This window comes from Enterobacter sp. EC_50 (assembly GCF_019584525.1).
Taxonomy (GTDB): Bacteria; Pseudomonadota; Gammaproteobacteria; order Enterobacterales; family Enterobacteriaceae; genus Enterobacter; species Enterobacter roggenkampii.
In genome coordinates this window covers 10601-34204 of record NZ_VDAF01000005.1, presented here as the reverse complement: position 1 = coordinate 34204, position 23604 = coordinate 10601, and the positions used below count along the sequence as shown (strand labels likewise).

Annotated in this window: 12 protein-coding genes; 7 read left to right on the top strand and 5 right to left on the bottom strand. The window is 61.8% G+C overall.

The window, feature by feature from the left end; all coding sequences use genetic code 11:
* Positions 1-4 precede the first annotated feature (4 nt).
* From FHC48_RS05730 to FHC48_RS05715, 4 genes are all read left to right on the top strand, one after another.
* Positions 5-1558: a xanthine permease gene (locus FHC48_RS05730; RefSeq protein WP_220418782.1), complete on the top strand. Its 1554-nt coding sequence runs from the start codon at positions 5-7 to the stop codon at positions 1556-1558.
* Positions 1555-2511, top strand: coding sequence for a carbamate kinase family protein (locus tag FHC48_RS05725; protein ID WP_032653115.1), 957 nt, complete (start codon positions 1555-1557; stop codon positions 2509-2511). Before FHC48_RS05730 ends, FHC48_RS05725 begins: the two co-directional genes overlap by 4 nt.
* 1 nt (position 2512) lies before the next feature.
* Positions 2513-3892 carry an amidohydrolase family protein gene (locus FHC48_RS05720; protein WP_059364732.1) on the top strand — a complete coding sequence of 460 codons (1380 nt, stop codon included), beginning with the start codon at positions 2513-2515 and terminating at the stop codon, positions 3890-3892.
* A 126-nt stretch (positions 3893-4018) separates the two neighbouring features.
* Entirely contained in the window at positions 4019-4753 is a 735-nt protein-coding gene (locus FHC48_RS05715; protein ID WP_059364728.1) for a bifunctional 2-polyprenyl-6-hydroxyphenol methylase/3-demethylubiquinol 3-O-methyltransferase UbiG, read from the top strand.
* On the opposite strand, the gene FHC48_RS05710 is transcribed toward FHC48_RS05715, so the two are convergent.
* Positions 4747-5349, bottom strand: coding sequence for a short chain dehydrogenase (locus tag FHC48_RS05710; RefSeq protein WP_008502553.1), 603 nt, complete (start codon positions 5347-5349; stop codon positions 4747-4749). The two genes, FHC48_RS05715 and FHC48_RS05710, sit on opposite strands and share 7 nt — an antisense overlap.
* A 97-nt stretch (positions 5350-5446) precedes the next feature.
* Between FHC48_RS05710 and FHC48_RS05705 the strand changes: the two genes are divergently transcribed.
* The 3 genes from FHC48_RS05705 (at position 5447) to FHC48_RS05695 (ending at position 8131) form a co-directional block, all read left to right on the top strand.
* Positions 5447-6334 carry a LysR family transcriptional regulator gene (locus tag FHC48_RS05705; protein ID WP_059364725.1) on the top strand — a complete coding sequence of 296 codons (888 nt, stop codon included), beginning with the start codon at positions 5447-5449 and terminating at the stop codon, positions 6332-6334.
* A 20-nt stretch (positions 6335-6354) separates the two neighbouring features.
* Positions 6355-7536 carry a PLP-dependent aminotransferase family protein gene (locus FHC48_RS05700; RefSeq protein WP_059364721.1) on the top strand — a complete coding sequence of 394 codons (1182 nt, stop codon included), beginning with the start codon at positions 6355-6357 and terminating at the stop codon, positions 7534-7536.
* An 85-nt stretch (positions 7537-7621) separates the two neighbouring features.
* Positions 7622-8131, top strand: a complete 510-nt coding sequence (locus FHC48_RS05695) for a DUF6622 family protein (RefSeq protein WP_039024815.1) — start codon at positions 7622-7624, stop codon at positions 8129-8131.
* A gap of 83 nt (positions 8132-8214) precedes the next feature.
* On the opposite strand, the gene FHC48_RS05690 is transcribed toward FHC48_RS05695, so the two are convergent.
* The 4 genes from FHC48_RS05690 to FHC48_RS05675 form a co-directional block, all read right to left on the bottom strand.
* Positions 8215-9384 carry an HlyD family efflux transporter periplasmic adaptor subunit gene (locus tag FHC48_RS05690; RefSeq protein WP_086374946.1) on the bottom strand — a complete coding sequence of 390 codons (1170 nt, stop codon included), beginning with the start codon at positions 9382-9384 and terminating at the stop codon, positions 8215-8217.
* Between the two features lie 10 nt (positions 9385-9394).
* A complete protein-coding gene (locus tag FHC48_RS05685) occupies positions 9395-11593 on the bottom strand; it encodes a type I secretion system permease/ATPase (RefSeq protein WP_059364718.1) in 2199 nt (732 codons plus the stop codon).
* Positions 11590-12993, bottom strand: coding sequence for a TolC family outer membrane protein (locus FHC48_RS05680; RefSeq protein WP_032653105.1), 1404 nt, complete (start codon positions 12991-12993; stop codon positions 11590-11592). Before FHC48_RS05680 ends, FHC48_RS05685 begins: the two co-directional genes overlap by 4 nt.
* A gap of 81 nt (positions 12994-13074) precedes the next feature.
* Positions 13075-23142, bottom strand: a complete 10068-nt coding sequence (locus FHC48_RS05675; RefSeq protein WP_119312216.1) for a BapA/Bap/LapF family large adhesin — start codon at positions 23140-23142, stop codon at positions 13075-13077.
* Between the last annotated feature and the right edge of the window lie 462 nt (positions 23143-23604).

The window sequence follows — 23604 nt, the reverse complement described above, 5'->3', positions numbered from 1 at the left end:
ATCCATGAAAAACATGAAACTGGAGTGGAAAAGAGGTGACTGGGCGGCGTATTTCGGGTTGATGACCAACAACCTGACCAATCTGCTGACCATGATGGGGTTGCTCATTTTTGTCGTCGGCATCCCGAAGGAGATTGTTTATGGACGCATTGCGCCAGCCTTCGGGCTGGCGGTATTGGCCGCGAGTATTTGCTATGCGTGGTTCGGCATGAAGATGGCGCGCCAGACCGGGCGTACGGACGTCACCGCGCTGCCGTCCGGCCCCAGCGCGCCGTCCATTTTTACCGTGACCTTCCTGGTGCTGATGCCGGTCTATCAGCAAACGGGCGATGCGGAGTTCGCGATTCAGATTGGCCTGGTGTGGTGCTTCGTGGAGGCGATGATCCTGGCGGGCGGCTCGTTTTTAGGGGAAACCATCCGCAAGATGATCCCGCGCACCGTGCTGCTGTCGTGCCTCTCCGGCCTGGGCCTGCTGCTGCTGGCGATGAACCCGATGCTGCAGGCGTTCGAAGCGCCCACCGTGTCGTTTATCGTGCTGCTGCTGATCTTCATCAACTGGTTCGGTAAAAAGCCGATTTTCGCCCGCATCCCGACCGGCCTGCTGCTGCTGATAGCCGGTACGGCCCTGGCGTGGATCTCCGGTCTGCAAAGCCCGGAAGCGATCAAAGCCTCCATGTCATCGTTCGGCTTTAACCCGCCGCAGGTGCATGTGGAGGGCTTCCTGCAGGGCTTGCCGCACGCGCTGCCGTATCTGGCCTCTGCCGTGCCGCTGGGGCTGGCGAACTACATCTTTGACCTGGAGAACATCGAAAGCGCTCACGCGGCGGGGGATGAATACCCGACGCGCAAGGTGATGCTGGCGAACGGTCTGGCGTCGATGCTCGGCTGCCTGATGGGCAACCCGTTCCCGGTGACGGTCTACGTCGGCCATCCCGGCTGGAAAGCGATGGGGGCCAGCATCGGCTACACGCTGGCTTCCGGCGTGACCATGTTCATCGTGCCGCTGTTCGGGCTGGGAGCCTTTATGCTCGCCATCATCCCGATGACCGCCATCGTGCCGATTCTGGTGTTTATCGGCGTGGTCACCGCCAACCAGGTGGTGAGGGAGACGCCGAAGGTGGAAGTGCCCGTGATCTTCATCTGCCTGTTCCCGTGGATCGCCAACTGGGCGCTGACCATGATGAACAGCGTGATGGGGGCGGCGGGCACGAATGCCGCCAAAATCGGTACCGACGTGCTGCACAGCAAAGGGATTTACTACGAAGGACTCGTCCATTTGGGGAACGGGGCACCGCTCGCCAGTATGCTCTGGGGCTGTATCGCCATTTTCGCCATCATCAATAAACCGCTGCGCGGCGCCGTGGCCGCCGCGGGCGGGGCACTGCTGGCGCTGTTCGGGGTGATCCACGCGCCGGTGGTGGGCTTTGCCGAAGGCAGTTCGCTGATGTTCGTCACCGCGTATCTGATGATGGGCGGCATGTTTGTGGTGAAGCATTTTCTCGACAGCCGGGAAGTGACGAGCGCTGCGTCGGGTACTGTTGCGAAGGAGCACGTATGAAAGAGCTTATGGTCGTTGCCATCGGCGGCAACAGCATTATCAAAGACAACGCCAGCCAGTCGATTGAACATCAGGCGCAGGCGGTTAAAGCGGTGGCAGAGTCGGTGCTCGAAATGCTGGCCTCCGACTATGACATCGTGCTTACCCACGGCAACGGCCCTCAGGTGGGGTTGGATCTGCGCCGCGCCGAAATCGCCCACGAGCGGGAAGGGCTCCCGCTGACCCCGCTGGCAAACTGCGTGGCGGACACCCAGGGCGGCATCGGCTACCTCATCCAGCAGGCGCTGAACAACCGCCTTGCCGCGCGCGGGGAGCAAAAAGCGGTCACGGTCGTCACGCAGGTGGAGGTGGATAAAAACGATCCCGGTTTCACGCACCCGACGAAGCCGATCGGCGCGTTTTTCAGCGAGGCGCAGCGCGACGAGCTGCAGCGCGCGCACCCGGACTGGCACTTTGTTGAGGATTCTGGCCGGGGATATCGTCGCGTGGTGGCCTCCCCGCAGCCGCTGCGCATTGTCGAGGCCGATGCGATCAAGACATTGACGCAAAAAGGGTTTGTGGTGATTGGCGCGGGCGGCGGCGGTATTCCGGTGGTGCGCACTGAGCAGGGCGATTACCAGAGCGTCGACGCGGTGATTGATAAAGATCTCTCCACCGCGCTGCTGGCGCGCGAGATCCGCGCCGACGTGCTGGTGATTACCACCGGCGTGGAGAAGGTGTGCGTCAACTTCGGCAAGCCAAACCAGCAGGCGCTGGACACGGTGAGCGTGGCGCAGATGACGCGTTACAAAGACGAGGGCCATTTCCCGGCGGGCAGCATGTTGCCCAAAATCGTCGCCTCGCTGGCGTTTTTACACCACGGCGGAAAGCGCGTGATTATCACCTCGCCGGACTGCCTGCCCGCCGCGCTGCGCGGGGAAACCGGTACCCATATTATTAATGAAGGAAGATAAGATGAGTGAAAATAAAAGCCGCCGTGAATTCATCAGCCAGAGCGGCAAAATGGTGACCGCCTGCGCGCTGTTTGGCGCGACCGGTTCCGTCGCGTATGCTGCCGACTCCGCAAAACCAACCTGCGAGACGGGTAAACCGATGACCATCACCGCGAAACATTACTATCTGGACAACGTGCTGCTCGAAGCCGGGTTTAATTTTGACGGCAACGTGGCGACGAGCACCCGCACCGAGCTGAAAACGCTGGAGATTCAAGACGGGAAGATCGTCGCCCTGCGCGATAACAAGCGCCACGACGACGCCACGCTGCCGCACTACGACGCGGGCAACACGCTGATGCTCCCGGCAATGCGCGACATGCACATCCACCTGGATAAAACCTTTTACGGCGGCCCGTGGCGTTCCCTCAACCGCCCGGCGGGCACCACCATTCAGGATATGATCCGCCTGGAACAGAAGCTGCTGCCTGAGCTCCAGCCCTACACCCAGGAGCGTGCGGAAAAGCTGATCGACCTGATCCAGTCGAAAGGCTCCACCCTCGCCCGCAGCCATTGCAATATCGAGCCGGTTTCCGGCCTGAAGAATCTCGAAAACCTGCAGGCGGTGCTGGCGCGCCGCAGCGCAGGTTTTGACTGCGAAATCGTTGCCTTCCCGCAGCACGGCCTGCTGCTCTCCAACTCTGAAAAGCTGATGCGCGAAGCGATGCAGGCCGGGGCGCACTACGTGGGCGGGCTGGACCCGACCAACGTCGACGGGGCGATGGAGAAATCTCTCGATCTGATGTTCCAGATTGCGCTGGACTACGACAAAGGGGTGGATATTCACCTGCACGAAACCAGCCCGGCGGGCGTGGCGGCGGTGAACTACATGGTCGAAACGGTGGAGAAAACCCCGCAACTGAAGGGCAAGCTGACCATCAGCCACGCCTTCGCGCTGGCGACGCTCAACGAGCAGCAGGTGGATGAGATTGCTACCCGCATGGCGGCGCAGCAGGTAACCATCGCCTCCACCGTGCCGATTGGCACCCTGCATATGCCGCTGAAACAGCTGCGGGACAAGGGTGTGTTTGTGATGACCGGCACCGACAGCGTAATCGACCACTGGTCGCCGTACGGTCTGGGGGACATGCTGGAAAAAGCGAATCTCTACGCCCAGCTCTACATCCGCCCGAACGAGCAGACGCTCTCCCGCGCGCTGGGAATTGCGACCGGCGACGTGCTGCCGCTGAACGACAAAGGCGAACGCGTGTGGCCGAAAGCGCAGGACGACGCCAGCTTTGTGCTGGTGGACGCCTCCTGTTCCGCCGAGGCGGTGGCGCGCATCTCCCCGCGCACCGCGACGTTCCATAAGGGCAATCTGGTCTGGGGTACGGTGGGCTAAAAGCGAGCCGGGTGGCGGCTTCGCCTTACCCGGCCTACTGAAACCCTCAAATCGTAGGCCGGGTAAGCGCAGCGCCACCCGGCAATGTTTTATACTGGAAGTCACATTATTAAAGAGGGATCTGCCATGGCACAAAACATCTACGACAACCCGGCGTTTTTCGAAGGCTACGCCCAGCTTCCGCGCTCGGTGCAGGGGCTGGACGGTGCGCCGGAGTGGCCCGCGCTTAAGGCCATGCTGCCCGTTTTAACCGGCAAATCGGTTGTCGATCTCGGCTGCGGCTACGGCTGGTTCTGCCGCGCCGCGCGCGAACTGGGCGCCTCTGAGGTCACGGGCGTTGATATCTCCGAAAAGATGCTCGCCCGCGCAGCGGAGCTTACGGTGGACCCAAAGATTCACTATCAGCGGAGCGATCTGGACGCTCTCAAGCTCGACGAAAGCAGCCTCGACCTCGTCTACAGCTCGCTGGCGCTGCACTACCTTCCGGAACTGGACACGTTATTTGCCAGGGTTCAGCGCGCGCTCAAGCCCGGCGGCAGCCTGGTCTTTTCCATGGAGCACCCGATTTACACCTGCGCCTCGCGTCAGGGCTGGCTGACCGACGATAACGGCGAGCGGTTCTGGGGCGTGAATCATTATCAGGACGAAGGCCAGCGCGTCAGCAACTGGCTGGCGGACGGGGTGATCAAATACCATCGTACGCTGGGCACCACGCTTAACGCGCTGATTAAAGCCGGATTAACGATAAGCAACGTCAACGAATGGGGGCCAACGCAGGCGCAGATTGACGCCTGGCCCGCGCTGGCCGAAGAGGCGGAGCGCCCGATGCTGGTGCTGATCGCCGCCCGCAAGGTTCAGTAGCCGACCTTGTACACCCGCCCGGTCTGCACGCCTTCCACGCTGCGACGATAGGCTTGCGCCACCGTGGCGGCAGGCACGCTTTCGAAGCCCGGGAAGAAGCCATCGTACGTGTCGACCGATTCGGTGAGCACCGTTGGGCTAATCAGGTTGATGCGGATCCCGCGCGGCAGTTCGCAGGCTGCGGCGCGCACAAACCCTTCCAGCGCCGCATTTACCGTGGTGGCATTTACCCCCTGCGCAATCGGCTCGTGCGCCACGATCCCGCTTATCAACGTAATCGAGCCGCCTTCGTTCAGGTAGTGCTGGCCGGTCAGCGCCAGACGCACCTGCCCGAGCAGCTTATCCTGCAGGCCCTGGTTGAAGTCACTGTCCTTCATGGTCGCGAGCGGGCCGAAGTAGAGGCCGCCGCTGGCGGACACAATGGCATCCACCGGGCCGATTTTCTCAAACAGCGCCTGAACGCTCGCCTGCGAGGTGATATCCACCTGCTCGTCGCCCTGCGTGCGGCCCACGCGGATGACCTCGTGGCGACGACTCAGCTCATCCGTTACCGCACGACCGACCGTACCGCTGGCACCAATAATGACGATTTTCATAGCCGACTCCTTATGTTGTGAGCCTTCATTCTTTAATAAATTAAAATGCGGATAAACTGGGCTAAAGTTAGAAGATTGCTAACCAGAGGTTTGGAATATGGATAAGCTTCGCAGCATGGAGACGTTTATTGCCGTGGTGGAAAGCGGCAGCTTCACCGGCGCGGCGGCGCGGCTGGAGATGTCGGCGGTGATGGTGGGCAAATACGTTGCGCTGCTGGAAGCACAGCTGGGCACCCGCCTGCTGGAGCGTAATACGCGCCGTCAGAGCCTGACGGATGCCGGACGCGTCTATTTTGAAGAGGCCCGACGGGTTCTGGAGCAGGTGTCGATTGCCGAAAGCGCGGTTGAACGGCTGCGCGCCACGCCGTCAGGCACCCTGCGCGTCACGGCGCCTACGTCGTTTGGCGGCTGCGCGATCGCCCCGCTGACGGCAACCTTTTTGCAGCGCTACCCGGAGGTACGCATCGAGCTGGATCTGACTAACCGGATGGTCGATCTGGTGGAAGAGGGCGTCGATCTGGCCATTCGCATTGGCGACATTCGTAATGACGATCTGGTGGCGAAATACCTGTGCCCCTACAACATGGTGATCTGTGCCGCGCCGGACTATTTAGCGCAACACGGCACGCCGCAAACGCCAGACGATCTGGTGGATCACCTCTGTCTTTCGCACACGGTGTGGACCGCGCGCAACGAGTGGCGGCTGCCGGGCGTGGAAGGGGAGGTGCGCTGGAAGCGCGATGCCGTTTTACGATGCAATGACGGCTATGGCTTATGCATGGCGGCGCGCGCGGGGGCGGGGCTGTTGCTGCAGCCGGAGGTGCTGGTAGCGGAAGAGCTGGCAAGCGGCAAGCTGGTTCGGGTGCTGGAGCCGTTCACGCCCGCGCCGAGACCGGTGCATTTACTGTGGCGTCAGGATTTGCGGCCGCTGCCTAAGCTGACGGAATTTATTGCCCATATTCTGCTAAGATTGGGCACAATATAAAAAAAGAAGGTAATCAAAGAATGTCTGCAAACAAACTCGCCCGCAGCGCGCAGGGCCTGCAATCCTCTGCCATCCGTGAATTATTAAAACATAGCAAAATGGCGGGCGTGATTTCGCTGGGTGGGGGTATCCCAAACCCGGACCTGTTCGATCGCGAAGGGCTGAAAATTGCCTCTGATGCCGTCTTATCGCAGCATTTTGGGGAAGCATTCCAGTATGGCCTGACGGAAGGCGTGCCGGGGCTGCGCGAAGAAATTAAACGCATCTGCGAGGGGCGCGGCATCACCTGTAAGGCCGATGATGTCGTCATTACCTCCGGCTCTCAACAATCTCTGGACGTGCTGGCGCGCGCGTTAATGAATCCGGGCGATACGGTTGTCGTTGAGCGTCCAACCTATCTTGCTGCGCTGCAGGTCTTTGGCCTGGCGCAGGCCAACTTTGAATCCGTCGGCACCGACGGTGACGGCATGAAGGTTGATGAACTTGAGGCGTTGGTGGCAAAGAAAACCATCAAAGCGGTCTATATCGTTCCAACCTTTGGTAACCCAGGTGGCGTTACGCTGTCTGAGGCGCGCCGTAAACAGCTGGTGGCACTCTCGAAGCGCTATGACTTCGTGATTATCGAAGACGATCCGTACAGCGAAATTAACTATACCGATGACCTCTTCCGCCCGTTAATTGCCCATGCTAAAGATATCGGCAACGAAGAGAATGTGGTGTATACCTCCACCTTCTCTAAAATCCTCGCGCCGGGTACCCGCGTGGGCTGGGTGGTGGTACCGGAGTGGCTGAAGCGCGCGGTGGTGAACCTTAAGCAAACCACCGATCTGCACACCAGCACGCTGTCGCAGCTGATGACATATGAGTACCTGAAGACCGGCCGTCTGGCCGATCAGATTAAAACGATCCGCGAGGCCTATCGCCAGAAATACCGGACGTTCGCCACGGAGCTGGAAGCCGAGCTGGGCGACGTGATGTCGTTCCACAAGCCGAAGGGCGGCATGTTCCTGTGGGCGAAAATGAACAACGGCATGAACACTACCCGCTGGCTGGAAAAAACCTTAAGCAACGGCGTGGTCTTTGTGCCGGGCGAATTTTTCTACTGCAACGAGCCGGACCAGACAACGCTGCGCATGTCATTCGTCACCCCAACGGATGAGCAACTGATAGAAGCGGTTCGACGCCTGAAAAAATCGCTGTAAAAGACCTGCGCATAACGGTGGTTTTGCCGTTATGCGCAATACGCGTTCAGGGCGGCACGGGCCGCAATCGTCCATGGAGATCTCCATGTTTGAATTTCTGATCGGTGTTGTGACGCACACGCCCGTCTGGGTGTGGGTGCTGTTTATCTTCCTTATCTCCCGCGGCATTAAAGCCCGACGGCCCGCCACCGTGACGCTGGAGCGGCTTGCCATTATTCCGGGCATCTTTCTTATCTGGGATATTTACGATCTGATAGTCTATCGCACGCTGACTCCCGGGACTGTTGCATTGTGGACGGCGGGGATCCTTGCCGGTGCCGCGCTGGGGTATGTCCTGATTAAGCAGGCTGTGATTACCCGCGCAGAGGCGCCACGCAGCCTTTACCGCCAGGCCGACTACACCGCGCTGCCGTTTATGATGCTGGCGTTCGGGGTGAAGTATGTGCTGGGCGTGATGAGCGCGGTCTCTCCCCAGACGATGCAGCAGCCCGCCATGAGCGCGCTGGCGATCGTCTCCGGCGGCGTGTTTGCCGGCGTCTTTATCGGGAAATTTGCGCGCTATGTTGGAGTCTATGTCGCCCGGGTTCCGGTCTGATGCCCTCACCCCAACCCTCTCCCGCAGGGAGAGGGAGAAAACCATGTAGGCCGGGTAAGGCGCAGCCGCCACCCGGCGATTGACTACCGCTCCCTCAGCGCCTCTTTCGCTCGGTTGAACGGCTTAATCAGATAATCCAGCACCGTTTTCTCGCCGGTTTTAATATCCACTGTCGCAATCATCCCCGGCACAATCGAGAAATGCCTGCCCGCCTTATTGACCAGGTAATCCTGGCTGGTGCGGATAAACACACGGTAGTAAAACACCTCCGGCTTGGCCTCATCCTGAATGGTGTCCGGGGAAATGGTCTCGACCACGCCGTGCAGCCCGCCGTAAATGGCGTAGTCGTAGGCGGTGATTTTGACCAGCGCTTCCTGGTTCGGATGGATAAAAGCGATATCACGCGGCGAGAGTCGGGTTTCGATCAGCAGGTGATCGTCCACTGGCACAATCTCCATCAGCTCGCCGTTGGGCGGGATCACCCCGCCGATGGTGGTGACCTTGATGTTTTTGACGATCCCGCGCACCGGCGATTTAACCGTCAGGCGGGTGACGGAATCCTGGCGGCCCTTGAGGATCGCCGACACCATATCCACCTCCGCATTGGCCTTGGAGAGCGCCTCGCGGGCCTGGACGTAATACTGCGAACGCACGTCGGTGAGCTTCAGTTCCAGATCGCTTTTCTGCCGCTGCAGGCGCAGCACCTCCACGTGGCTGGCGGCCCCGGTCTTTACCAGCCGCTGGGTAATGGCCAGCTCTTTATTCGCCAGATCTAACGCGGCGCGAAGCTCCCGCTGGGTATCCTCCAGCTGCGCGCGGCGCGAGTTGTACAGCCGCGTTTCGTCGGCAATCAGATCCGGCCATTTCGCCAGTGAAGGCGGGAACTTCAGCGGCAGATCGTTTACCTCGGCGTAGAGGCGGGCGCTGGAGGCCAGCGAGGCGCGGTAGCGCGCCGCGCTTTCGCCGACGTTTGACTCGGAACGGGTCGGATCAAGCCGCGCCAGCACCTGTCCGGCCTGCACCTGATCGCCCTCGTGGACGTTCAGCTCGGTGAGGATCCCGCCGTCGAGAGACTGTAAGACCTGCTCGCGCGAGCTGGGGATCACTTTCCCCGATCCGGTTGACACCTCATCCAGCACGCCAAACCACGCCCAGACGCCCAGCACCACAAACATCAGCAGCGAGAAGATCACGATCCGACGCGCGCCGGTGTAGCCGCTTTCGGAGTCGAGGGCGTTATCCAGATCGTCCATTGCCGCCACGTCACGCTGACTGATTTTCATTTTTCCACTCCCGTCCGGTTGCTGCCTGCTGCTGTTGCTGCTGCATGCGGCTGTTGCTCAGCGCCTGGGCTTTTGGCGCATCCATCACCAGCATGCCCTCTTTCAACACGACCACGCGCTCCACCAGCTCCAGCACCGGTACGCGATGGGTGGCGACGATCAGGGTGCGGTGCCCGAGCCAGTCGCCCAGCCGCTGGATGAATTCCCGCTCGGTGTGCTCGTCCAGCGAGGCGGTGGGTTCATCCATCAGCACAATATTCGGATCGCGCAGCAGCATTCGCGCCAGCAGAATCGACTGGCGCTGCCCGCCGGAGAGCCCCACGCCGTTTTCCATGATCGGGTAGTCCAGCCCCTTGGGCAGCTTCTGCACGAAGCCCGCCGCGCCGGTCAGCTCCAGCGCCTCGAAAATCCCTTCGTCGGTGGCGCGCGGCATGCCGAGGGTGATGTTCTCGCGCAGGGTGCCGTAAAACAGCCGCGCGTTCTGGGTCATAAAGCCGACGTTGCGCCGCACGTCCGCCACGTCGAGATGCGGCAGGCTGAAGCCGTCGAGCCGCAGCTCGCCCGCCGCCAGATCCATCCCGCCCGCCATCGCCTGCAGCAGGGTCGATTTGCCCGCGCCGTTGCGCCCGAGGATCGCCACTTTCTCACCCGGCCCGATCTCGAGGCGGTTAATGCGCAGCGCCATGCGCGGATCGTCCGGCTGATAGCGGAACTGCGCCTGCTCAAAGAGGTAGTGGCCGCGCAGCACGTCCTGGCGGATCGGCGTCTCCTCGCGCTGGTTTTCGGTGGGGAGCTGCATGATGCTGTCTAGCCCCTCTTTTGCCGCTTTGACCTGCTGCCAGCGGGCCAGCACGCCGCACAGCGTCGCCATCGGGGCGATCATGCGGGAGGCCAGCATCGAGGCGGCGACCACCGAGCCGGTGGTCAGGGTGCCGTCGATCACCATCGGCGCGCCGACCACAATCACGGCGGCGTAAACCAGGCTCTGAATGGTCATCCCCCAGCTGATCAGGTTCTGCGTCAACTCGCGGGTGCGCAGGCCGGATTCGGCGGTGATCTGGATATAGCTGTTCCACTGCTGCAAAAAGCGGTTTTCCGCCTGCATCAGCTTGATGTCTTCCAGCCCCTGCACGCTCTCCACCAGCACCGCGTTGCGCAGGGTCGATTCATGGGCCGACTGCTTTGCCAGCTCCGCCAGCTTCTTCTGCAGCAGCAGGCCGGGCAGGACCATGATCACCGCCGCGACCGGGGCGATCCACGCCAGCTGCGGGGCGATGATCGCCAGCACCACCACGAACAGGAGAAAGAAGGGCAGGTCGACAATCGTCGAGATGGTGGACGAGGTGACCATCTCGCGGATCTGCTCCAGCTCGCGCAGCTGTGAGATAAAGCTCCCGGTTGAGCGGGGAATCGCGCTGTTGCGCAGCCGCAGCGCGTGGCCGAAGACGCGATCCGAGACGCGCATATCCGAGCGCTTGCCGAGCAGATCCATAATGTGGCCGCGCGCCACGCGCAGCACGAAGCCAAACAGGGTGGCGATCAGCACCCCGATGGTCAGGACGTACAGCGTCGGGTAGGACTGGGCGGGGATCACCCGGTCATAGACCTGCATGGAAAAGACGATCCCGGAAAGCGACAGCACGTTGATAAACAGCGCGGCGAGCATCACCCAGCTGTAGGGGCGGAGATCGCGCATCACCAGCCGGTAGAGCCAGTCCGGGCGGTACTTTGAAATATAGGCATCCACGCGGCTGTCCTTCAGCGCGGCGAGAGGACGCAGGGCAATGACGTGGCGGATGGCGGGCAGCATGGCCGTCATCGACAGCCGGTTGGTGTAGGCCTGGTCGTCGAAGAAGCTGACTTCCAGCGTGTCGTCGCCGTCGAAGTGCTCGATCGCCCCGACCCGGCCGTCATTCAGCGCCACCACCACCGGCAGACGCCAGCTGTTGATTGACTGCTGGTCAGCGGTGAGCAGCTGAAACGACAGCCCCGCCTCACGCGCCAGCTGGGTGAGGGCGGGCACCATCGGTTTGCCTTTCAGCCACGGTGCGCCTGCGATCAGCGCGCCGGGCGAGCAAGCGACGCGGTAGCGGGTGGCGATAAAGCCAAAGGCCTGCGCCCACTGGGCCAAGGCCGCATCCGTCATGTTTTCACCTTGCGGGATATCACGCTGCTTCATGGCTGGATCTCCACGGTCTGGATGGTGCGGTTATCAAGGTCGAACGCATGACGCAATTGCCCGGTGTTATACAGGCAGTTGAGCTGTAGCTGGTGCAGCTGACCAACGGTCTGCTGCTGGGTGAAGCGCGCCTGATAAACCTCCTGTTCGGCGTTGAGCACGTCGAGCAGGGGGCGCGAGCCGAGGTCCAGATACTGCTGCTGGTACAGTTCGCGGGTGCGGGCGCTGAGCGCCTCCTGGCGACCCTGAATTTGCAGCGTGCTTTGCAGGCTCATCACCTGGCTGCGGGCTTCCAGCAGTTTCTGGCGAACGTCAAGGCGCGTGCGCTGAATGGTGGACTGTGCCGCCTCCACCGCATGTCCGGCGGCGTTACGCCGGGCGGTGAGGCCGCCGCCCTGATAGAGCGGCATCTGCACTTTCACCCAGGCGGAATACTGGGTGCGATCCCGCGTGTCGCTGCCCGCGTAGCGATCGTTCATGTAGTGGCGGACCTCCGGCTCCAGCGAGACGGTGGGCGTCATCTGCGCGTCGGCGTAGTCGAGGTTAGCCTGGGCGACGTTAGCCTGCGCCCAGGCGGCGAGTACCGCGGGAACCAGGCGGTCGTCCGGCTCGGCGACATCGCAGCTGCGGGCCAGCTTTTGCGGAAAGTCGTTGCTGATCGCGTTCAGGCTGTTCCAGCCGAGAAAGCTCATCAGCGTCGCGCGGGCGCTCTCCAGGCTGGCCTGGTACTGCATCAGCTGGGCGCGCGCGCCTTCGATACGGGCATCGGTCTGCACCACGTCAGAGAGCGACGTAGCCCCCTCGTCGTTACGCTGGCGGGTCAGCGTGCCGATGGAGGAAAGAGCCTCAAGCTGCTCTTTGGCGGTGTCGACCATCTGCTGCCAGGTCTGCACCTGTACCATGGCGACGGCGGTATCGTGGGCGATGGTGTCGATACTCACCAGCACGTTGGCCTGCTGCTGCGCCACGCCGGCGCTTTCGGCGCGCACCTGGCTGGCCACTTTGCCGAAGTCATAGAGCATTTGAGAGAGAGAAAGCACCAGCGACGGCGTAAAGCCGTTCTGGTCGCCGTCGTGGGAATACCCGTTGTCCACGCCGGCATTAATCTGCGGATAGTATTTTGACTTCGCGACGTCCACCTCTTCGCTCTGCTGGTAGAGTTTGCCCACGGCTTCGCTGATGGCCGGGTGCCACGTGACGGCACGGTTGACGGCCTCGCCAAGCTGTAATGAGCCGGGCGCGGCGTTGCCAGCCACCGGGGCCACGCGACCGTTGAGCGAGGGGAGTTCCTGCGTTTCGCGAAGCTGTCCGGTATTGATGGTTGCCGCCGGATTTGCGCAGAAAGCGGGCACAGATATCAGGCAGCACGAGAGCCACCAGTAAGGCATCTTCATTCCCATGTCATGTCCCTAATAAATAAAGTACAGCTTTATTATTAATGCCCGGGCGCTGTGCGCCCGGGTCATCTCTTGCAGGTGCTATCAGGTAATGATGTGTTGCTGGTTAACGAGCTCGTCGTACGTGGTCTGCACGTTATCAAGCGTAACGAGTGCAGTATTAGTGTAGGTGGACCCTGCACCATCACGGTCGATGGAGATCACAGTGTTGCTACCGCTTTGTGTGACATGGATATAATTCCCCAACGAGGCGGTATTACCGTCCCAGCCCACCAGCAGATCGCCGATGTCGATCTTGTCCCCCTGCGCCAGCGAGAACCCGGTCCAGTGATCGCCTCCGGCGCTGCTGACGTTACCCGCCGTGGCATTCCCCACCGTACTGTTCAGCACCTGGTAAATCAGCGTATCGCCGTAGGCCGTACCGGTGATGGCGTCGTTATGCTCAGAGCTGATGAACTGCGGCGCCATATTGATGGTCAGCGTAGCGGTATCCGTTCTTCCGGCAGAGTCGGTCAGGGTGTAGTTGAAGGTCTCCTTCGAGGTCATGGTTGAGAGCGATACCCCGCTGTTCAGGGTGTAGGTGTAATGGCCGTCAGCGCCGATCGCCAGCGTGCCGTAGTGGCCGACAATGTTCACCGTTGCGCTGCCGGTATACGGATCCAGCGTGGTGGTCACGCCGTTGTAGCCGGTCACGCTCAGACGGGTATCCACCGAGTGGAGCTGATCCAGCACGCCGCCAGAGTCGGTGCCGTCAAAGATATTGCCGTTGACGGTGTGGCTGCCGGTGACGTCGAAATTACTCAGCGAGTAGGTGGTGCCGTTTACGCTTGGCGTGATGGTGATGGTCCCGACGCTGAGCCCCGGTACGCTACCGGTAAAGCTCAGCGTATAGGTCCCGGCGTTGAGATCCAGCCCGGTCAGCGGGACGTCGATACTGCCGCCCAGCAGCGAGGCGCCGCTGAAGGAGCCGCTGCGGATCGCGCCGTTGGCATCGCTAATCGTCCAGTTCACCGTCAGCCCGCCCAGCGCCAGCAGCGAGGCCACGTTAAAATGCAGCGACGCGTTGTGCAGCGCGGTGTTCGGGTCGACCACAAAGGTTCCGCTGCCGCTGCCCTGGGTTGACGAGAGCAGGGCCGTTGTCCAGCTGGCGACGCCCACGGTGGTATCCGAGTAGACCGACGTGTGGTGCACCGAGGTAAGGTCCATCGTGGCGCTGACATCGTTGACCGCATTCATTGCCTGCGCGGTTGGGGTGATGTTGAGCGATGCCGTATCCTTCGAGCCGTCAGGCGCGGTAACGGTGTAGACGAACGTATCCGGCGTGCTGATATGGTCCGCGCCTACACCGCTCCTCAGGGTATAGGTGTACTGACCGGACGCATTGATGGTCAGCGTGCCGTATTCCCCCTGAATGGTGGTGGTGCCGCTGCTGTTGACCGTCACGCCGTTCACTTCGGTAACCAGCGTGCCCGCTGGAACCGGGTCATTCGCCAGCACGTCGCCGGTGGTCGTTTCGCTGATACTCGCCACGCTGTAGACATGGTCCTGCAGGACGCTCAGCGTGTAGGCCGTCAGGGCGGTGATCCCGGACGCGGTATTCAGCAGGAACAGGTACTCCCCGGCAGGCAGGTTCAGCGTCAGCTGCGGTGACGTGCCCCCCAGCAGCGGCGCGCGCAGCCAGCCCGACTCGACGCGAACCTGCTCGAAGGTCTGGGTCGCATTGTTGAACTTATAGACGTACAGATCGAACACCGATGCCAGCGCCACGCCGCCCACGGAGGCCTGGATGGTCATGGTGCGGGTCGTCCCTTCCTCCACGTTGTAAATAATCGGGTTGGTCAGGTCGTCCAGCAGGTTAAGCCCCAGCGTGCTGCCGAGATTAATGCCCACCAGGGTAAAACCGTTCTGAGACGAGGCGCCGTTATTCACCTCACTTACGGTGGTGTCAAAGGTCAGCGAGGCCGTGTCGTCCACTGCCACAATGCCATTGATGACCGTACCGGCACCCAGAGACAGCACCAGGTTTGCCGACGCGCTGACGCCGTTATGGGTGATGGTGTAGGTGAAGCTCTCCGTCCGGCCAACGACCGCGGCGCTGGTGTCAGTCAGGTTGTAGGTGTAGCTGCCGTCGCGGTTGATGGTCAGCGTACCGTATTTGCCCTGGATCACCGTGCCGTCGGCGTTCACGCTGGTGGTCACGCCCTGCGCGTTAGTGACCGTGGAGATAGTGGTGCCGGCCGGCGCGTTGTCGCTGCCGGCGGTCGGGTCCGTATCGAGGATCACGTTGCCGTTGAGGCTGGTATCGCCCGTGACCGTACCCGGACCGGTCTCTTTCACCGCCACGTCGAGGCTGGTGTAGGAACCGGTCGCCAGCAGGTTGGTGTTGTAGCTCAGCACGCGGTAGTTGCCGTCGGCCAGCCCGGTCAGGTTCAGCGAGACGCCGGTGGCGCCGAGGGTCAGGAGATCGGCAAACTGCGGCTGGCCGGTATCCACCACGGTTGTCCAGACACCGTTGACGTAGTGCTGCACCACCAGCTCAAGGGTATTGAGCAGAGAGAGCACCGCCCCCGTAGCGTTGGCGTTTACCACGATGTCCGCGCTGCCGCCGTTGCCCACCGTGAAGTTCACCTGCGCGGTGTCATTACCGATCAGCGTCAGGACGTTGCCCACGGCGCCGACCAGCAGGAAGCCGTAGTCGCTGTACTGGCTGTTGGTGACGGTCGCCGTGGTGCTGAGGTTCAACTCCTCAACGTTATTGCTGGCGGAGAGCGGCACCACCGGCGCAAGGGCAGAGCCCGGCAGGGAGGTGTTGCCTGCGACGTCGGTCGCGGTGATCTGCAGCGTCTGGCCTTCGATCTGTTTGTTAATGAAGGTGTAGCTGTAGGTGCCGTTGCTGCCCGCAATGGCGGTCACCGTTGAACCGTCCGCAAGGCGGATAGTGACGGTGCTGCCCGCCTCCGCGCTCCCGGTCAGGACGCTACCGTCGGCGTTGAAGGTTCCGGTCGGCGCCGTTGGCGCGGTCGTATCGACGATAATCGTCGTCACGGCTGACGCCACGCTGGTGTTGCCCGCCGCATCGGTGGCCGTAGCGGTAAAGTTATGCGTGCCCTGCGTCAGCGTGGTGGTGGTTTGTGGCAGGGTCCAGTTGCCGCTGCCATCGGCGGTGACCGTGCCCACCAGCGTGATGCCGTCGTAGATCCGGACCGTGGCATTCGCTTCGGCAGTCCCGTTCAGCGTTGGACGGGTGTCGTTAGTCGGGTTCGTACCGGTCACGGGCCCGGTGACGCTGCCGACATCATCAATGACCGAACTGATGACCGGCGCGGCTGGCGGGAGGGTATCGACGTTAATGACATATCCGGCGGTGGGGGCGCTGGCGTTGCCCACCGCATCGGTGGCGGTGAAGGTCAACGTGTGCGCGCCGTTGCTCAGCGCCGGAGATGGCGTAAAGCTCCACGCCCCGCCGGTCGCCGTTACGCTGCCGATCTGGACCCCGTTATCAAAGATTTTCACCGTCGACCCCGCTTCTGCCGTACCGCTGAGCGTCGGCTGCGCGTCGTTGGTGAACCCACCGTTGGCAACCGGCGTCGCCGCATTGCCCACGTCATCCAGAATGCTGGTCAGCACCGGCAGCGCAGGCGGCGTGGTGTCGACGGTGAGGCTGAAGCTGGTGGACGACACGCTGGTATTGCCTGCCGCATCCGTGGCTTGCGCGGTAAAGCTGTGCGGACCACTCGCCAGCGTTGTGGTGAGCACGATGCTCCAGCTGCCGCTGCCGTCCGCGGTGCCCGTGCCAACCAGGGTGGTGCCTTCATAGATCTTCACGGTGGCAAACGGTTCGCTGGTTCCAACAAGCCGAGGTACGGTGTCGTCGGTTGTCTGCCCGGACGTGAGCGGGCCGGTGATGCTGCCCACGTCGTCGATTGCCTGGCTGATAACCGGCGCGTTCGGTGCCGCGGTATCAACAATCAGGGTAAAGCCCGGCGAGGTCGGGCTGACGTTGCCCGCTGCATCGGTGACCGTGGCGGTCCAGGTATGGCTGCCGTTGCCCAGCGGCGCTGATGGCGTAAAGCTCCATGCGCCGGTGCCGTCCGCCTGCACGGTGCCGACCGGCTGTCCGTTTTCATACACGGTAACCGTGGCGTTGGCGGTCGCGGTGCCGTTCAGCGTCGGCGTGGTGTCGTCGGTGCTCTGCCCGGAAGAGAGCGGGGTTTGAATACTGCCCACGTTGTCACCCGCGGTCGAGATGACCGGCGCTAACGGCACGCCCGTATCGACCGTCAGGTTAAACGGTGCCGTTGTGGCGCCGGTGTTGCCTGCCGCATCGGTCGCGTTAAAGGTGATGGCGTGTGGACCTTCGGCCAGATCGCTGCCCGGGGTGAAGCTCCAGTTGCCCTGGGCATTGACCACCGCCGTGCCAATTTCGTTGCCATCAACGAGCACGTGCACGGTAGAACCCACTTCGCCCGTGCCGCTGAAGGTCGGACGCGCGTCGTTGGTGCTGTTACCCGACGTGAGCGTCCCGGTGACCGGACCGATATCGTCAACCACGCTGGTGACTACCGGTACACCAGGGACTGCGGTATCCACGGTAAAGGCGAAGACCGATGAGTTCGCCGAGGCATTGCCTGCCGCATCCGTTGCATACGCGCGCAGGGCGTAGCTGCCGTCGCCCAGCGGCGCGGTCGGCGTAAAGGACCAGTTCCCGCTTCCGTCAACGGTCGTTGTACCAATCTGCGTGCCGTTATTCATGATGTGAATAGTGCTGCCCGCCAGCCCGGTGCCGCTGATGGTTGGGGTGCTGTCGTTGGTCACCTGGCCGCTGGTGAGGTTACCCTGGACGCCGCCAGGGACATCGTCGTTCACATTATCCAGCGTCGGAACCGTCGGAGCAGTCAGGTCAACCACCACGCTCCAGGGGGCGGAGACCGCGCTGAGGTTGCCCTGCGGGTCGGTCGCCCGGACGGTGAAGCTGTGCGAGCCTTCGCCGAGGGCGGTATCAGGAGTAAACGTCCAGGTACCCGTGTTGTCAGCCGTGACCACGGCAATCTGGGTGCCGCCGTCGAAAATAGTCACCACGCTGTTTGCGTCCGCTGTCCCTGTAAGGGTTGGCGTGGCGTCGTTGGTGAGCTCGCCGCTGACCACCGTGGTGGCGGCATTGCCCACATTATCCGTGACGTTGGTGATGACCGGCGTGGCGGAAACGGAATCCACCACGACGGTGAAGCCCGCCGAAGGACCGCTCTGGTTCCCTGCCGGATCGGTCTCGCGGATGGTCAGGACGTGATTGCCCTCTGCCAGGACAGGCGTGGTGTAGCTCCAGGTGCCGGTATTGCCGATTACCACACTGTCCAGCAGCACGCCGTTGTTGTAGATCGAGATGGTATCGCCCACCGCGCCGGTGCCGGTGAGCGTCGGCTGGTTGTCGTTGGTGGTCTGGCCGCTGGTCAGCGGGCCGGTGCCCGGACCAACGTCGTCAATCACGGCGCCGATGGTCGGCGTGCCCGGCGCGGTAAGGTCAACGGTGACGCTGGCCGCCGGAGAGCGGCCGCTGGTCTGGCCGTTAAGGGTCGCGGTCACCTCAAAGGTGTGCAGCCCCTCGCCAAGCGCGGCTGGGGTATAGCTCCAGTTGCCGCTGCCGTCAGCGGTGACCGTCGTCAATGGCGTCGCGCTACCGTCCAGGTAGATAGCGATCTGGCTCCCCGCCTGAGCCGTACCGGTGAGGGTTGGGGTGGTGTCGTTGGTCGTTTTGCCTTTCACGTCGCCAATGATTGGGTCGACGTCATCGTTGATGGCCACGATCACGGGCACGTCAGGAAGATTCGGAAGCGTACCGGTGACGTTATAAGTTGCATCAACGCTGGTACGTCCGGAAGCATCGGTCGCGGTCACGGTCAGGGTCGCGCCATCCTGCGGGGCCGGGCTGACCGCAATGGAGAAACTGCCGCCGGTCGCGACCCCGGTACCAATGACGTTACCGCCACTATCCTTAATGGTGATGAGTGCGCCTGCTTCGGCGGTACCGGTCAGCGGTGTACCTTCTGGAGCAAGGCTAAGATTGCCCGGTGCGGTTGGGTCCTGGGTATCCACCGTCACGCTCAGTGACGCTGAACCGTTTGACGGATTGCCTGCCTGATCGACTGACGAGACAGTAAAGGTATGCGAACCATCCAGGAGCGTTGTGCCTGCGGTCCAGCTCCAGCTGCCGTCCGGCTGGATCGTGATCGGCACACCTGACGCAGTACCGTCGACGGAGACGATAACGGTGGTGCCGGGCTCGCCGGTCCCGGTTAGGGTCGGCGTGCCGTCGCGGGTGTAGAGCACGTTGTTGGTGAGCTGGCTGTCTGAGACGGCATTAATTTGCGGTATCCCGGGCGCAACGGTATCGAGCGTGACGGTAAAGACCGAACTCGGCGAGCTAAGGTTGCCCGCTGCGTCCACGCCCGCTACGGTAATGTTCAGCGGGCCGTCCGTTTGTGCTGGAAGCGTCAGGCTCCATTCTCCGTTCACCACCACGACACGGCCCAATTCGACACCGTTGTTGTAGACGATCACCGTCTCACCGTTAACCCCGGTTCCGCCCACTGTCGGCGTGGTATCCGTGATGTAGCCTCCGTTCGGTTCACCGCCCACGGCGCTGATCGCTGGCGTAGCCGGTGCCACGGTATCCACGGTGATCGCGATCGCCGGGGAAGCGTCAGAGACGTTGCCCGCTTCATCGGTGGCGGTGGCGGTATAGACGTGGCTGCCCTCCGCAATATTACTGTCAGGGCGCCAGCTCCAGTTGCCGTTGCTGTCTACCGTGACGGTACCAACGATAGTTGGCGTGCCGCCGTTAACCGTGTCAGTGATGTTGATTACGTCGTTTGGCGTACCGGTGCCGCTCAGCACCGGGCGCGGATCGTTGGTGGTGCCGCCATTGGGGACGGGACCGGTGATCTGGGTGACGCTGTCAGTAATGACCGGTGCTGCAGGCGTAGCCGGCGCCTCGGTATCAATGGTGATGGTGACCGGCTGCGACGGGGCGCTTTCGTTGCCCGTGCCGTCCACGTTGGTGACGGTCAGGGTGATGTCATAGGTGCCGCCAGCCAGGGGGGATGGCGGCGTCCAGGTCCAGTTGCCGGTATTGTCCACGACAGCGTCGCCGATTTTGACGCCGCTGTCGTAGATCGTCACGGTATCACCCGGATTGCCGGTACCGCTCAGGGTCGGCGTGGTGTCGCGGGTGGTTTCGCCCGGATTCAGCGGCGTTGTTGTGCCGTCAGGATTGACGGTAATGGCCGGGATATCCGGCGTGGCAGGCGCAACGGTATCCACCGTCAGTTCAAATGGCGTTGAGAGGGTGGTATTGCCCGCGGCATCCGTGGCGTGCACCGTCAGGGAATGCGGACCGTCGGTGAGCGGGGTAACGGGCGTGAAGCTCCAGCCGCCGCTGCCGTTGAGGGTGGCGGTGCCGAGCAGAGTCGTGCCGTCATAGACGGTGATCACCGTGTCTGCCGGGGCGGTGCCCTGCAGCAGGGGGCGAGTGTCATCCGTGGTATCGCCGCTGTTGAGCGAACCCAGTACACCGCCGACGTCGTCGGTCACGGTGGTGATGGTGGCCGCCGCTGGCGCAGTGATATCGACGTTCAGGGTGAAGTCGTCTGACGGCTGGCTGGTGTTACCCGCCGCGTCGGTGGCGACGACGCTAAAGGTATGAGGACCTTCGTCAAGCGGCGTGGGAAGGGTATAGGTCCAGGTGCCGCTGCCGTCGATCGGGATCGTAATAAGATCGGCACCATCCAGGCGAATAGTGACGGTTGAGCCCGGTTCAGCCGTGCCGTTGAGCGTTGGCGTGGTGTCGTTGGTGCTGTCGCCAGAATTGAGGGCGCCGAGGCGCTCCGGCACATCATCCAGCACCTGGGTAATGACCGGCGCCGCAGGCGCGACGCTGTCAACCGTCAGAGTCCAGGTGTTGGAGACGGGGCCGGGGTTACCTGCCGCATCGGTCGCGACGGCGGTCAGAGCATGGGGGCCTTCACCGATTGGGGAGGAAGGGGTAAAGCTCCATACGCCGAGGCCATTGGCAACGGTTGTACCAATTTCAACACCGTCCACGCGCAGGCTGATCGTCGCGTTTGCTTCAGCGGTACCGCTGAGCGTCGGGGTGGCGTCGTTGGTGGTCCCGTTCACGTCGATCGCGCCGGTCTGCCCAGGGATATCGTTTGCAACCTGTAAAATCACCGGGGCGCCAGGTACCGTCCCGTCAACGTTAATTGTCCACGTGTTTGAAATCCCGCTCGGGTTACCGGCGGGATCCGTCGCCTTCGCGGTCAGCACCCAGGTGCCGTCGGTCAGCGGTGTGGGCGGCGTAAAGCTCCACTGGCCGGAGGAGGGAACAACCACCGTACCGAGGGCATCGCTGCCGTTATAAATCGTGATGGTCGAACCTGCCTCGCCCGTGCCGTTCACGGTCGGTGCCCGGTCGTTGGTCAGCCCATTCTGGGCCACGGGGCCGGTGGTGGCCTGCACGTCATCAATCACCGACAGGATGACCGGGGTCTGCGGCGGGGTAATGTCCGGTGCCGCCGCGGAGGTGGTTGGACTGGTGTTGCCCGCCGTGTCGGTGGCGTCAGCGGTCAGGATTTCGCCGTTGATCCTCGGCGGGCTCAGCGTCAGGCTGAAGTTCCCTTGGCTATCAACAACCACTGTGCCAAGGGTGAAATCGCCTTCACGAATGGTCACCGTGCTGCCTGCTTCTCCGATGCCGCTGATGGTGCCGCCATCATTCGACACCACGAGGTTTCCTGGGGCTGACGGCGGCGTGGTGTCCACGGTAAAGATGATAGGCTCAGAGGCCTTACTCTGGTTTCCGGCGGCATCGGTTTCAGTGACGGTGATCGAGTGCGTTCCGTCCGGGAGCGGGCCCCCTGGGGTAACGCTCCATGTACCGTTAGGCAGCACCGTCGTTGTGCCAATCGCCACGCCGTTATCGTAAATGGTGATGGTTCCACCGGGTTCGCCCGTTCCCGCCAGAATCGGCTGCGAGGCATCGGTAGGCACGCCCGACGTGATTGTTCCTCGGATAATGCCCGTATCGTCGAGCAGCACAATCGCGGTGGGCGCTGTCGGAGGGGTGAGATCGACGGTGAGGGTGAATACCGGTGAGGCTGGTCCGGTGTTGCCGGCGGCGTCGGTTGCCCGTACGGTAATCTGGTGGGTGCTTTCATTCAGGTCGACGGACGGGGTGAATGTCCATGTGCCATTGCTGGCGACGACCGCGGTGCCAATGGCTGTTCCGCCGTCATAAATCGTCACGGTGGAGCCCGCTTCGGCGGTGCCGGTGAGCTGCGGCCGCCGATCGTTGGTGCTGCCGCCGTTGGTCACCGTCCCCGTCTGAGGGGCGATATCGTCGATTACGCTGCCAATCGTTGGTGCATCGGGTGCGGTGAGATCCGGTGCGATGACGCTTGAACCCTGGCTGATATTCCCGGCGTTATCCGTTGCGGTGGCGGTTACCTGCTCGCCGTTGGTCAACGGTGTCCCGAGGGAGACGCTAAAGTTGCCGTCGCTGCCCGTTTTTCCTGTACCAATGACGTTGCCGTTCGCGTCTTTCAGCGTGATGGTACTGCCGGGTTCGGCGGAACCGGTGACGGTTTTACCGTCTGAGGAGAACTTAAGGCCGGAAGGTGCATTTGGTGCAGTCGTATCCGGATCGGCCGAATTGTTACTGCTGCCACCACCGCCGCCACCGCCGCCGCTACTTGCCGCGGCCGCGATGCCCCCTGCAGCGGCAATACCACCCAGGGCCCATGGCCAGATGGCGGCGCCACCGGCGTCACTTCCTGACGCCGCAAGCAGCACGTCCGTGGACGCGATAGATTCGTACGTGGCGGCCCCGGTCGGATCTTCAATCCACCATAACGCGCCGTTGCTGTCCTGCAGAACCAGCTGGCTCACGCCCTGCGCGTCCGCCACATAGAAGTTTTTAAGGGTGATCACCTCGCCGGAGTGCAGTGTCACCAGCAGGTCGTTACCGCTTCGCGCGAAGTGTGAGACGCTCGCTCGCTCGACGTGAAGCTCAACGACAGAGGAATGGTTCAGCGTAACCTGTGTACCTTCCAGGGTCGTTTCTACACCAGTAAGTTTTGAAATAACAGAGATTTGGCTCATTTTGTTATTACTCCAGCAGAAGTGTCATGAACGGCGAGCAAGACGAGCCATCTCTGCTGAAGGTAAAGGGCGCCCCCGGCGCAGCTGCTGTTATAAAACAGCGCTCACCGTAGATTTCAGCGCGCACGATGCCCGCCATGCGTCAGAGTGGCAACATCAGAGCGAATCTAATGACTTATGAAAAAACCGTTTAATGGGTGTTTTGTATTTTATAAAACCCTGTAATTAATAGAGGAATTGGTTTCTGGAATATAAAAATGATATAGACAGAAAATGAGGGTTGTGCAAATTAAGCTTTGGTAAATAAAGATGGAAACAATGAGTGGGGCATTAATGGATTGCTCTTTTTTATAATTGTTGTTTTTTATATCGTTGTTTTTAATGCCTTTTTTGTTTTATTTTGTGGTGCTGTTATTTAACGTTTACGACCCAGTATGATAATTGGTAGGGAGCATTTTAAAT